Origin of the sequence: Ancylothrix sp. D3o, from assembly GCF_025370775.1 — a bacterium.
In the GTDB taxonomy this organism is placed as follows: domain Bacteria; phylum Cyanobacteriota; class Cyanobacteriia; order Cyanobacteriales; family Oscillatoriaceae; genus Ancylothrix.
In genome coordinates this window covers 37,281-50,432 of the sequence record NZ_JAMXEX010000006.1, presented here as the reverse complement: position 1 = coordinate 50,432, position 13,152 = coordinate 37,281, and the positions used below count along the sequence as shown (strand labels likewise).

The following is a 13,152-nucleotide window of genomic DNA, read 5'->3' as shown; positions in this document are numbered from 1 at the left end:
TTATCGCCAGCTACCAAATCGTTTTAACGTCAGGATAGCTCAAAATCTTTTCATCGCAAGTAACCAAAGCAATATCATAACGGCGCGCAATCGCTACCAAAATGCGATCAGCAGGATCTTTATGAAACTCCCCAGGAAGCTGCGTACTGCTAATCATATCCAACGGATTTACTGGCTCTATTACTATACCTGAATGAGTCCTTGCTGCCGCGTACCACTCTGAGATCGGCAAAGGTAAAGTCAGCTTCCCTAAACTCGATTTCACAGCGATTTCCCAAACAGAAATAGCAGAAACTAATAAACCATTTTGGCTTTCCTCAGCCGCGATTGCAGAATTTGCCGTGACAGACAAATGACTGGGATCGTGTAGCAGCCAAAGCCAAATATGTGTATCCAATAAAATCATCTACCTAACGCATCCCATAAATCCGACATTGGCGCATCAAAATCATCCGCAATCACCACCGGCATTCCCCGTAAAGGATAATGCTTTTGCACCGGCAACTCAGCACTCGAATGAGCAGCCAACTCCATCAAAGCAGAACGATCCAACTGCGACAAGCGCATCTGACGCAAAACACTTACAAGCACCTCAAGTACATCATCAGATGCTTGCTCAATCTCTTGAAATAGTTCTTCTCGGACTGTCATAATCGCACCTTTTTCTTGCTAGACATTTTATTACATTATAACTCGCATCTTAGTTGAGAAAGCCGGTCTCTTTTAAGTATCCTGCTGGGAATGCAAAAGTTATCGCAAGAAGCCGGTTTCTTTTAACTTTGGGTTTATATTTTTTATATAAATTTTCTAATCTGGTAATTATAGTTGTTTTTTTTTGTAAAATTTTAAGTATTTATACTGTTGATTGCAGAAACGTAGAGCCTTTATACTATTTAGTCATCTGCCTCAAACGCTCACGACCATTCTTTTAATCCCCGAAAAATTCACCCCTCACTCATGGCTAAACAAAGTATTTCCGCTCTAAACCGCCGTCATTTTCTGAGTTTTGTTGCTTTAGGGACTTTCAGCTTGCTAACAAAAGACCTACTTTATCCAGCAAGCGCACAAGCGGATAGCGGGCAATTAGCAAACAAAACCGGCACATTAGAGACTTATCATATTTATGTTCCTTACACAACAGCCAAAAAGGGAGGAAACGAAACGTTTCTCTTGCGCTCAGGAGATAGTTGCACCGTCCAAATTCCACCTAAAAGTCAAGATAACCAAGAAATTACTATCGGAAAGCAAGGCGAAAAAGCTCAAGACATTCGGCTAGTCATCCATACACTATACGCTCGAAACATCCGACTGGGTGAAAAAATTTATCAAGAAATTGATTCTACACAATTTATTAAAAACACTACCAAGAATAAATGCAAACAAGCCTACGAGCAAGTAGAAGAAACCGAGGATATTGATGATTTGATTGCCTTAGATTTACTAGATTATGTTATATCTTCTTCAAAACTAGAACCCGACATTAAACAGCGATACCAACTCGCCAGCACTAACTCTCGTTTACTCGCAATTGAACAAACCATTGAAACAGCATTAGGGAAATCTAAACTCCCCGAAAAAGAGAAGAAATTGATCCGAGGAACTTTTGCTTATGTCCGAGCCGGTGAGCCGGTTCCTGATTTTAAGGCACTCACCGATATTGATTCAATTGTAGCTAATTCTGCCCTAGCGTCAGAAATCAAAAAGAATTACTCTTTAGCCAGTGCTACATCACGCGGCTTAACCGTTGACTTTATTCTGGTTAAAGAAATTACAGAAAACAAAAAACTGACAGAGGAACAAAGACAAAACTATCTGTCAACTTATCAACAAGTACGGGATGGCAAAGAAGTAGAGGATGAAGCAAATTTAAAGTCGCTCGATTCTTTCATTGAAAATGCAAAAATTCCCCAAAATGCTAAGACTGTTTACTCCTTTGCAAGAAAGGAAAAAAATTTAGAAAATAAAGGGAATTTAGCTGAAACAGTAAATGCAGTTACACAATATTATCAAGATATTGAAGATAAAGTTAAGGATGGAGCAAAAAAAGGCTCATCACTTGTACCTAATGCTACTAGAATCCTCACCACTATGGGAGCAGAAACAGCAACAGGCGTCAGCATTAGCACTTTATCGGGAGCGGCTGCAACTAACGCCACTTTAGCTTTTTTAGGCGGTGGTTCTGTAGCCTCTGGTGGCTTAGGAATGCTGGGAGGTTTAGCTGTCGCAACTGGAGGAGCCGCATTGATAGGAGCCGCAGGAATTGTCTCTTTCGCGTTAGTTTCTCAAATGGATAACGAAGACAAAAAAAATCTCGGTATTGCTATCGGTAGTGGAACTATTTTGGGTAGTTTATCTGTGTTAGGTGCTTGGACGGCTGCGAGTGCTTTTGGAGTAGCAGGTACATTATCCGGTGCTGCTGCTTTAAGCACAACTATTGCGGCTCTCGGTGGACTAGGCGTAATCACCGGCGGTGCGGCGTTTGTTGCATCGGGTACAGCATTTGCAATTTGGTCATTTCTTCAAGCTGGAAAAACCCGCGAGCAGTCCTCCCTACACCAGTTAGAAGCTCGAACTTATACCTATACTGAAGAGACAATTAAAGGTGATTTCGCAGCTTTTATTTCCCAGAATTTGAAGAAGGAAGAATACACAGAAAATAATATTTCTCTGGCTCCTTCTATTCCACTAGATAAACTCTCAAATGCTCTGTCTGGATGGCTAAATCTTTCGCCTGAAGAAAAAGTAGTGGCTTTAATAGACACCAGCATTGCCTTCTTGAAAAAGGGAATCGTTTTTAGTGAAAACCGGCTCCACTGGACATATAACGTCATGGATTACCAAGATTTAGCAAGATTTTTCAAGACAGAAACAAAAATAACCTCGCTGCTATCTGACGCCACCCAGAAACAGAACTTATCTAAGTTGAAAAAGGTACTAGATATTTTAGCTGATCCGAAATATGCTAGTAATTTATCTAAAATGCAAGAGTTAGTAGCTGTAATTGGCACTGACAAAAACTTATCGGAACTGGTCTCTAATGAGAAATATAAAGGCAAGTTGGCTAAATTAAAATCAGCCGTAGATATTTTATCGATCGAGACGAATATAAAGAATCCGTCCCAGATGAAAAATCTAGTTGATATCTTAAGCCGTGAAGCCGACTTAAGAGTATTTTTCCCTGCTCAATTAATTACGCAGTTATTGGACGATCAATACAACCAAGACTTATCAAACGTGAAAGAGGTAATGGATGAGTTTCTCCATGATTCTGACAAAGAAAAATTAAGTCAATTGCTGAGAAAAGTCGCTCAAAATATAGCCTAGTTTAGCTGTAAAAAAGCACTTTTAAGAGTTAATAAACCTAACTCTACATCAGCAAAAAAAACCACATCACCGGCCTCAAATCTATCAAAAGATTAAAAGAGGCCGGCCTAAATTCCATCACCCCCGAACAGAACCGGCCCGACAATCCCGTAACCACGCCCGAACAGCCCCAGCAATAGCCCCATTACTCGTATCCTGCGGCGGAGAAACCGCACCCCGCGTCGGATAACCCCCAAACCGAGAAAACATCATCACCAAACGCCAACCCCCCGCAGTCTCAGTCAAAAACAACCAATGATAACCCTGTAACTGCACCACCTCACCCCCCACATAAACCCTCTCCAAAGTCGTAACAAAAACCTGCCTCACCCCATCCCCAGAAACCGCACCCTCCGAACGACCAACCCCCAAAGGCAAAGGCTCAAACTCAGGCCGGCCAGCAATCACCACATAACTAGGCCGCGACCTATCCCCCGCAACCTTAGAACGCCGAAACTCCCTATTAGCATACCCCGGCAAATCCCGCACCAAAAGCCCAACCAACCCCTCAAAATCCCCCCCACAAACCCGCCTAACCTCCCCCCTTTCCTGTGCCATAACCGCACCCACCGGCACACCCAACCAAAACCCCAAAACCCCCAAAAAACATAACCCCCCCCTCAAAAACCATCTGCGTTCATCTGCGTTCATCTGCGGTTAAAATCCTGCAACCTCATCACAAACCCGCTTAAAAGCATCCCCCGGCACCGCAGCCCCAGTAATAGGCCGGCCAACCACCAAAAAATCAGCCCCAGCCCGAATCGCCTCCCCAGGAGTCATCGCCCTGCTCTGGTCGCCCGCCTCAGCCCAAACCGGCCTCACCCCCGGACAAACCACCAAAAACCCATCCCCACAAACTTGCTTAATACCCGCAACCTCCTGCGGAGAACAAACCGACCCCGCCAAACCACACTCAGACGCCAAAAGAGCCATCTGCAAAGCAAACTCAGGCAACTCCACCGGCACCTTCAAATCAAAAGCCAAATCCCGCGAACTCAGACTCGTCAAAAGCGTAATAGCAATCAACCTAGGCGGCTGCATCCCCGCCAACGTAGCCCCCTCAACAACCGCCATTTGAGCAGCCTCCAGAGCCTTCCTACCCGCCGTAGCGTGAATCGTTAGCAAGTCTACCCCATACCGGCCCGCAGCCCGACAAGCACCCGCCACCGTATTCGGGATATCGTGAAACTTCAAATCCAAAAAAACCTGCTTTTGCCGGTCTTTTAACTGAGATAAAATACTAGGGCCACAACTAACAAATAACTCCAACCCAACCTTCCAAAAAGACACATCAGGCAAAGCATCAACCAAAGCCAAAGCATCAGCCTCAGAAGGCACATCAAGAGGAACAATAATACGGTCAGCAGGAGATAGCATATTTTTTAGGTGTCTTTTTCATTATTATTTAATCGAATCCTATAAAAGCAGGCAGTATCCCTGCTCCACAGATGAATCTACCCCCCAGTGGCGCGGGCATCTTGCCCGCGATATCTTTGGCGATTGCGATTAAGGGCCATCCACATCAATCAAACTAAACGCACAAACTTTTTCTTACCAACTTGTAACACTTTTCCTTGCAAATCACCCGCACTCTCAAAAGTTAAATTAACATCCTCCACTTTCTCACCATCCAGACGAACCGCACCGCCTTGAATTTGCCGGCGAGCATCACTACTGCTAGGACATAAACCACTGACATTTAAAACATAAAATAATTTTGCTGGAAACTCCACCGGCCCTAAAGAAAATTCTGGCACCGCATCCGCTTGTTTCGCATCCCCTTGAATGAGAGTCAGCGCCGCTTGCTGGGCTTGTTCTGCCGCTTCCTTCCCGTGATATTGACTCACCACATCCAACGCCAAAAGTTTCTGCCGGTCACGAGGATTTTCTGGCATAGCATCAAGAAGCAAATTTGTCAATAGTTCAAAATACTGCTCCACCAACTTATCCGGCGTTTTTTCCAGCTTGGAATACATACTCAGCGGGTTTTCTTGCAAACCCACATAATTATTTAAAGACTTAGACATTTTTTGTTCACCATCAGTCCCTATTAAAATCGGCATCAGCAAGCCAAACTGAGGTTTTAAGCCAAAATGACGCTGCAAATCTCGTCCCACCGCAATGTTAAACTTTTGGTCAGTTCCCCCAAGTTCCACATCCGCCTGTACCGCCACCGAATCGTAACCCTGCATCAACGGATAAAGAAATTCATGTAAAAAAATCGGATTTTCTTTTTGGTAACGTTCCGAAAAGCCTTCCTTGGCAAGCATTTGGCTTACCGTCATCGTCCCCAATAACTCTAAAATTTTAGATAAATCTAAATTTGATAACCATTCCGAGTTATAGCGAATTTCCAACCGGCCCGGAGTATCAAAATCTAAAATAGGCTTAACTTGCTCAATATAAGTCGCCGCATTTTGTGCAACTTGTTCGACCGTCAATTGGCGGCGGACTTCAGATTTTCCTGTCGGATCACCAATGCGAGCGGTAAAATCACCTATGATTAGCACGGCAGTATGACCGGCATCTTGAAACGCTCGCAACTTCCGCACCGGGATACTGTGACCTAAATGGATCTCACTACCCGTCGGGTCAATTCCAAGTTTCACCCGCAGAGGCCGGTCAGATTTCAGTAACCTTTGGATGAGATTTTCGTCAGAATCGCTAGAGTCGGGCCGGTCGGGGAAAATTTCACTGACACCCCGACGCAGCCAAGAAAAATCTACCGATTGCTCGGACATTGTTGTTAAAACCATAGTTTGAGAAACCATAATTTGATTACACAGACTGCTATAAAACCCTGGGGGAGCGCTCCCTAAACGGTAAAAAATTTCACAGCCAGATTACTATATGCAAAAATTGGAGAAATATCTATATGATCTCAAAAAACTCTCCTATTGCTCTGAGACTGCTATCAAGTAGACTTTTGTTCTGTCCTGATGGCTAAGAGCGGGGGTGGTGAAAATACTAAAAGTCAGCGGATTAGCCGTTTTTTGGGTGGCGGTGATGCCACACTCAAACTAAAATTTTTAAGGAATCCACCCGCAGACCCTTGTTTCGTATCGTAATAGTTGGCGAAGCCATTAAGCCTTTTTTTTCGTTGAGGATGTGATAAAAGCCGTGTCAACAAACACAATTAGACAAGAACGAGTTAAAAACACAGCCCCGATCTTTGGGTTTGTCCAAGGAGTCAGCAAGGTAACAGCCGGCACACTTTTAGGCATTACCATGTTGGCAAGTTCGGTGGTGGCCGGTGGGCTGGTGGGCTTGGCGATCAGTTTCCGCAACTTACCGGATGTGCGTGTATTGCGTAACTATGTGCCCACAGAAACTACCCACATATATGACATCAACGGCGCACTCCTCACGAGTATCCACGATGAGGCAAATCGAGAAGTCGTCCCCCTTAATAAAATTTCTCCTGACCTCAAGCGAGCCATTTTAGCTATTGAAGACAGCCATTTTTACAGCCATCACGGTATTAACCCCGGCGGCGTTTTGCGGGCTATGGTGGCGAATATGGAAAGTGGCCGAACCGTTGAGGGTGGTTCTACGCTGACGATGCAGTTAGTCAAAAACTTGTTTTTGTCTCCCGCCCAAAAAGTTAGCCGAAAAGCTGCTGAGGCGGTTATGGCCATTCGTTTAGAGCAAATTTTTGGCAAAGAGCAAATTTTAGAGTTATATCTCAACCAAGTTTACTGGGGACATAACTTGTATGGAGTGGAAACGGCGTCTCGGAGTTATTTTAATAAGTCAGCTTCGCAGTTAAATTTAGCAGAATCGGCAATGATGGCCGGTTTGGTGCAAGCGCCAGAAGAGTTTAGTCCGTTTGTTGATTATAAAACTGCTAAACAGCGGCAGGCGATTGTCCTTAACCGGATGAAAGAGCTTAAGTGGATTACGCCAGAAGAGGCTGATGCTGCCAAAAAACAACCTCTGAAAATCGGTAAAATTACGTCGTTTCCGGGTAGTAAGATTCCTTATGTCACCAATGCAGTCGTACAGGAATTGAGCAAACGTTTCGGACGGGATGCGGTGCTCAAAGGTGGGATGCGTATTCAAACTACCATTGATACAAAAATGCAGCGCTTGGCTGAAAGAACCGTTAAGGAAGCCTACGAACGCCTGAAATATCAAATTGGTAATGACCAAATGGCTTTAGTGGCCGTTGACCCTCGTACCCATTATGTTAAGGCTATGGTGGGTGGGGTTGATTTTGAGAAAAGTCAATATAACCGGGCTGTACAAGCGCAGCGGCAACCGGGGTCTGCTTTTAAACCGTTTGTTTATTATGCGGCGTTTGCTTCAGGGAAATATGGCCCGGATTCAATTGTGATGGATACGCCGGTGACTTATCCTGATGGAGATTTCGGTTATTCTCCAAGAAACTATGGTGGTGGGTTTTCTGGGGCTGTGTCAATTCGGCAAGCTTTGGCTGTGTCTTTAAATATTCCTGCTGTTAAGTTGGGGCAGGAAATTGGTTTAAATAAGGTGATTGAAATTTGCCGCACTTTGGGGATTAAGAGTCCAATGCAGCCGGTGATTTCTTTGCCGTTGGGTGCGGTTGATTTAACGCCGATGGAAATGGCGGGTGCTTTTGCGACGTTTGCTAATAATGGCTGGCATTCGGAACCTACGTTTATTGTGCAGGTAACAGACAGTACGGGGCAGGTTTTGCTAGATAATACGCCGAAACCGCGTTTGGTGCTTGATCCTTGGGCTTCGGCTTCTCTGAATAGTGCTTTACAGGGGGTTATTAACCAAGGGACGGCTACTTCGGCGGCGATTGGCAGGCCGGCTGCCGGTAAAACAGGTACGACTTCTGCGGAACGCGATATCTGGTTTGTGGGTTATGTACCCCAGTTATCTGTGGCGTTGTGGATAGGCAATGATGATTATACGCCGCTGGCGGCGGGGGCAACGGGTGGGGGTTTTGTGGCGCCGGTTTGGCGTGATTTTATGGTTCAGGCATTGCAAGGCACGCCGGTGGAGTATTTCCGTCCCGCTTCTGATTTTGAGCCTCCCCAATAAGGAGGATTTTGGATGGCTAAAAAACCGGGTTTTTGTGGCTGAGAAACCGGGTTTCTAAGAGCTTTTTGATTTCATTCAAAAGTTTATAATCAGATACCCGGTTTCTAAATTTTTGTTCGTCACGCTTGCTTCTCTAACTCTGCCTTCATTCTTTCGAGGGTAAAATTCATTTGCTCAAACATTTGTTGAGGAGTCATGCCAAACTGACCTAGCTGAGTCTTCAATTGCTCCACTGTCATTTGTGCCATAAAATCTTCTGAAAGTTCAAAGCGTTTCATAAAAATGCGATAGCGATCCATCATCGCCTCCATTTGGTCAATGAAAAGCTTTTTGCCTTCGCGGTCAAACTTACCATAACTACCGCCTAACTTAATTAGGGCTTGATAGTCCTCAAATAACTGTTTAGCTTCTTGCTGAACGATTTCCGAATCAAAAAATCCCATTGCCCCGATTACCTTATACTCAACAACTAAGTAAAAAGTCGCCAATCGCCTGTCTTACCTAAACCTATTTTAATGCAGTACCAACTTTTGGCTAAAATTTTCCAGTGTGGAAACCCCTAAAAGCGCACCGGCCCAAAACGCTCAAGCGGCCAAAACCGAAACACCGCCCGCCCCACAATATTTTCCTCTGGCAAAAATCCCCAGATATGCGAGTCATTGCTATAGTTACGGTTATCTCCCATCACAAACAAAGATCCAGACGGAACAGTGGCCGGTGACATCTCATAATTAGGCGGTTGGGCGATGTAATCTTCCGTTAAAGCTTTTCCATCCCGGTAAACTTTCCCCTGCTTAACTTCTATTGTTTGACCGGCCCGCCCTATAATCCGTTTAATAAATACTTGTTCCTTCCTATACCCTTCTTGTTGCAAAGCCATCGGCGGAGCAAACACAACAATTTCGCCTGGTGCCGGTGGGCGGAAATGATAAGATACTTTTTCAACTACTAACCTATCCCCCACTAACAAAGTTGGCACCATCGACTCAGAAGGAATAAAACGCGGTTCTGCCACAAAAGTACGAATTAAAAACGCCAATAAAAGCGCCACTACTAAAATTTGAATATTCTCTTTTTGCTTTTGCCAAACTCTTACGAAAAAAGGGGCCGGTGCTAAATTTTTATCATCTACAGTCATTGTCTTGTCCTAATTTTGTCCTTTGTCTATTGTTGCATGATTTATATTAACCGCATCCTATAGCAGATAAACGCAGATATATTTAGCGACATAATCCCAAATTTCCAATCCATAAACCATCCTATTTATCCGCGTACATCTGCCTAGCGCTACGCGCGGCTACGCCTAACATCTGCGGTTCAAAATAAAAAAACCGGCAGAGAATCAAACATCTCCACCGGCCTTTCTTCTAACTACAAATCAACTAACTTTCGGCAGCTTGAGGTAATAACTCGCGTTGTTTATCTCCGGGCAAAACTTTAACTTGCCCTTCTTCATTAACATCAACAATCGCAGTATCGCCTTCTTTGACTTTACCAGAAAGTATTTCCTCGGCTAAAACATCCTCTAGCAAACGCATAATGGCGCGGCGCAGGGGACGAGCACCGTAGCTGGGGTTATAGCCTTCTTCAATTAAACGTTCTTTGAATCGGTCGGTTACTTGCAGAGAAATTTCTTTTTCTGTCAAGCGTTTAAAGACATCTCGCAGCATAATTTCTGCGATTTGTTTGACCTCTTCTTTGTTCAATTGACGGAAGACGATTATTTCATCAAGACGGTTGAGGAACTCTGGTTTGAAGACTCGTTTGAGTTCTTCGTTTACCAAGGAACGGATGCGGTTGTATTGCGCTTCTGCTTGGTTATCTGCAAACTCAAATCCGAAGCTGCTACCGCCTTTTTCAATGACGTTTGAACCGGTGTTCGAGGTCATAATCAGTAGGGTGTTTTTGAAGTCTACTGTGCGACCTTTGGCATCAGTTAACCGGCCATCTTCAAGGATTTGCAAAAGCATATTGAAGACATCCGGGTGTGCTTTTTCGATTTCATCAAAGAGCACAACGGTGTAGGGCCGGCGGCGGACTGCTTCGGTTAATTGACCGCCTTCGTTATAACCGACATAACCAGGAGGTGAACCAATCAGCTTGGACACCGTGTGGCGTTCCATGTATTCGGACATATCTAACCGAATCATGGCTTCTTCGGAACCGAAGAAATAAGCGGCTAAGGCTTTTGTTAATTCGGTTTTGCCGACGCCGGTGGGCCCAGAGAAGATAAAGCTTGCTATTGGCCGGTTGGGGTTTTTCAGGCCGACTCTGGCGCGACGGATGGCGCGAGAAACGGCTTTGACGGCTTCTTCCTGACCAATCAGGCGATCATGCAGGGTGTCTTCCATGTGCAGCAGTTTTTCGGACTCGGACTCGGTGAGTTTATTCACCGGCACGCCTGTCCAGCTTGCTACAATATGGGCGATGTCTTCTTCGGTGACAACGGGGGAGACTTCATCTCCTGTGCGGGTTTCGGTTTTTTTGGTTTGGGCGATGGTACGGATCTCTGCTTTGATTTCCATTTCCCGGTCGCGCAATTCACCGGCCCGGTCGAAGTCTTGAGCCCGAACGGCATCATCTTTTTCTTTGAGGACTTGGCGCAGTTCTTTGTCGAGTTCCTTGGCTGCGGGGGGCAGTTGGGAAGTCAGCAAGCGAACGCGAGAACCGGCTTCATCGATAAGGTCAATGGCTTTATCGGGGAGGAAGCGGTCGCTGATGTAGCGGTCGGAAAGTTTCGCGGCTGCTTCGAGGGCGGCGTCGGAAATTTTCAGTTTGTGGTGTTGTTCGTAGCGTTCCCGCAGGCCAAACAAGATTTCGATGGTTTCGGGAACCGAGGGTTCGCCGACCATGACCGGCTGGAAACGGCGTTCGAGTGCTGCGTCACGTTCGATGTGTTTGCGGTATTCATCGAGGGTGGTGGCGCCGATGCACTGGAGTTCTCCGCGTGCGAGGGCCGGTTTGAGGATGTTGGCGGCGTCGATGGCACCTTCGGCGGCACCGGCCCCAATGAGGGTATGTACTTCGTCTATTACTAGGATGACATTGCCGGCGCTGCGGATTTCATCCATGATTTTTTTCAGGCGTTCTTCAAATTCACCGCGATATTTTGTACCGGCTACGAGTAAGCCAATATCGAGGGTAACAACGCGCTTATCTTCGAGAATATCTGGGACATCGTTGTTAGCGATGCGCTGGGCTAAACCTTCGGCGATGGCGGTTTTACCGACTCCGGGTTCCCCGATCAAGACGGGGTTGTTTTTGGTACGCCGGCCTAGAATTTGAATTACTCGTTCAATTTCTTTGCTGCGTCCTACTACGGGGTCTAGTTTGCCTTCGGCGGCCATTTGGGTTAGGTTGGAGCCAAACTCATCCAGGGTGGGAGTTTTGGTGCGTCCTGCCGGTGCGCCAATGGTGGCTTCTGCGGTTTCGCCCAACATTCTAATAACTTGGGTGCGGACTTTTGAGAGGTCTACACCGAGATTTTCTAACACTCTTGCTGCTACGCCTTCTCCTTCGCGGATAAGACCTAAGAGCAGGTGTTCTGTTCCGATATAATTGTGTCCGAGTTGGCGAGCTTCCTCGAGGGAGAGTTCCAGAACTCGTTTTGCTCTTGGGGTGAAAGGAATTTCAACCGCAACGAAACCCGAACCCCGACCTATGATTTTTTCTACTTCAATCCGGGCGTCTTTGAGGTTGACGCCCATTGATTTTAGTACCTTTGCGGCGACTCCTGTTCCTTCTCCGATTAAACCGAGGAGGATTTGTTCTGTGCCGACAAAATTGTGTCCCAGGCGTCTTGCTTCTTCCTGGGCCAGCATGATCACTTTTATGGCTTTTTCTGTAAAGCGTTCAAACATGGCGTTTCCTATCACCTGCTGCGTGCCCGTAGGCTGATTTTAGCACAGGGATTTTGTGTGGCTGTCATGCTGGAGACAGATAGGGGATCGGGTTTTACGCTGTTTGGGGATCGGGTTGGGAGACTTGGGGTTGTCAGAGAAGCGCCGATTAAAATGGGTGTCTACACAACGAACGAAACTCCCTCCGGGGGTTTGGGGTTCAACGTTTTTATATTTATTTGCCAATTTTCATCTATTAATTCCATATTTTCATCATGGATAAGGGTTAGTTCGCCTAGATTTTGGCTATTATGTTTTAGGCTAAATTTGAATTTAATCCAGCGTTTCGGGCCGGTGACACCGATGGAATTACTGATTAACTCCCCAGATAAGGAACGGGGTAGGGTTATTTCTTCATAATATTCGTCTTGCTCATCCCAGTAACCACAAATTTTATAATTGCATAATTCCAGATGCTCTGTTAGTAGATAATTGGCATCTAAATTTTTCAATACTTCTGTTAATCCCTGCCAAATTGGGTGATTTTTAAGTTGTAGCTGTCTCATGGGTTTTGCTGATTAATGTTCGCTGGTAAAACCGGGAAAGTGTAAGACTCCATCTGTTAGTTTGGCATGAAATCGACGGTCGCCTCCTTTTCCTAGCACTTTTGATTTTAGGTCGTAGCTTTCTACTTCAGAAGGAACAAGACCAATACTACCGCGTGGCGATACAATTCCTTTTTCAATGGCTTTTAAATGTTTGTTATTTTGGTCATATTTGGCTGCCAGTTGGATTTGGGCTTGACTAAAAGATACTTGCAGTCCATTAGTTGTTTGATATATTATATCAGGCTGAATATCTTCCCAGGTAGGGGGTAGAGGTTCCATTTACTTTATTTTGTTGAGATGGCAAGCTAATT

12 protein-coding genes are annotated in these 13,152 nt (G+C 45.4%); 2 read left to right on the top strand and 10 right to left on the bottom strand.

The genetic code is table 11. From position 1 onward, the window contains the following. Positions 1–10: 10 nt before the first annotated feature. Positions 11–406, bottom strand: coding sequence for a type II toxin-antitoxin system VapC family toxin (locus tag NG798_RS13130; RefSeq protein WP_261223414.1), 396 nt, complete (start codon positions 404–406; stop codon positions 11–13). Then, positions 403–651, bottom strand: a complete 249-nt coding sequence (locus NG798_RS13125) for a hypothetical protein (protein ID WP_261223412.1) — start codon at positions 649–651, stop codon at positions 403–405. The genes NG798_RS13130 and NG798_RS13125 overlap by 4 nt, the downstream gene beginning before the upstream one ends. Positions 652–957: 306 nt before the next feature. Between NG798_RS13125 and NG798_RS13120 the strand changes: the two genes are divergently transcribed. Continuing rightward, positions 958–3,324 (top strand): hypothetical protein, encoded by a 2,367-nt coding sequence (locus tag NG798_RS13120; RefSeq protein ID WP_261223409.1) that lies wholly within the window; start codon positions 958–960, stop codon positions 3,322–3,324. A gap of 117 nt (positions 3,325–3,441) precedes the next feature. Here the strand turns inward: NG798_RS13120 and NG798_RS13115 are convergent, their stop codons facing one another. From NG798_RS13115 to tyrS, 3 genes are all read right to left on the bottom strand, one after another. Continuing rightward, positions 3,442–4,014 carry a hypothetical protein gene (locus NG798_RS13115; RefSeq protein ID WP_261223407.1) on the bottom strand — a complete coding sequence of 191 codons (573 nt, stop codon included), beginning with the start codon at positions 4,012–4,014 and terminating at the stop codon, positions 3,442–3,444. Between the two features lie 6 nt (positions 4,015–4,020). Beyond that, positions 4,021–4,740 carry an orotidine-5'-phosphate decarboxylase gene (gene pyrF / locus NG798_RS13110; RefSeq protein WP_261223405.1) on the bottom strand — a complete coding sequence of 240 codons (720 nt, stop codon included), beginning with the start codon at positions 4,738–4,740 and terminating at the stop codon, positions 4,021–4,023. A 149-nt stretch (positions 4,741–4,889) separates the two neighbouring features. Then, positions 4,890–6,134, bottom strand: coding sequence for a tyrosine--tRNA ligase (gene tyrS, locus NG798_RS13105; RefSeq protein ID WP_375338963.1), 1,245 nt, complete (start codon positions 6,132–6,134; stop codon positions 4,890–4,892). A gap of 349 nt (positions 6,135–6,483) precedes the next feature. Between tyrS and NG798_RS13100 the strand changes: the two genes are divergently transcribed. Continuing rightward, positions 6,484–8,394 (top strand): transglycosylase domain-containing protein, encoded by a 1,911-nt coding sequence (locus tag NG798_RS13100; protein ID WP_261223403.1) that lies wholly within the window; start codon positions 6,484–6,486, stop codon positions 8,392–8,394. Positions 8,395–8,513: 119 nt separating this feature from the next. On the opposite strand, the gene NG798_RS13095 is transcribed toward NG798_RS13100, so the two are convergent. The 5 genes from NG798_RS13095 to NG798_RS13075 form a co-directional block, all read right to left on the bottom strand. Next, positions 8,514–8,837 carry a DUF1825 family protein gene (locus NG798_RS13095; RefSeq protein WP_261223922.1) on the bottom strand — a complete coding sequence of 108 codons (324 nt, stop codon included), beginning with the start codon at positions 8,835–8,837 and terminating at the stop codon, positions 8,514–8,516. A 116-nt stretch (positions 8,838–8,953) separates the two neighbouring features. Continuing rightward, entirely contained in the window at positions 8,954–9,532 is a 579-nt protein-coding gene (gene lepB / locus NG798_RS13090; RefSeq protein ID WP_261223401.1) for a signal peptidase I, read from the bottom strand. A 244-nt stretch (positions 9,533–9,776) separates the two neighbouring features. Further along, positions 9,777–12,254: an ATP-dependent Clp protease ATP-binding subunit gene (locus NG798_RS13085; protein ID WP_261223399.1), complete on the bottom strand. Its 2,478-nt coding sequence runs from the start codon at positions 12,252–12,254 to the stop codon at positions 9,777–9,779. 161 nt (positions 12,255–12,415) lie between these two features. Beyond that, positions 12,416–12,799, bottom strand: a complete 384-nt coding sequence (locus tag NG798_RS13080; RefSeq protein ID WP_261223397.1) for a hypothetical protein — start codon at positions 12,797–12,799, stop codon at positions 12,416–12,418. A gap of 12 nt (positions 12,800–12,811) precedes the next feature. After that, positions 12,812–13,120, bottom strand: a complete 309-nt coding sequence (locus NG798_RS13075) for a hypothetical protein (protein ID WP_261223396.1) — start codon at positions 13,118–13,120, stop codon at positions 12,812–12,814. Between the last annotated feature and the right edge of the window lie 32 nt (positions 13,121–13,152).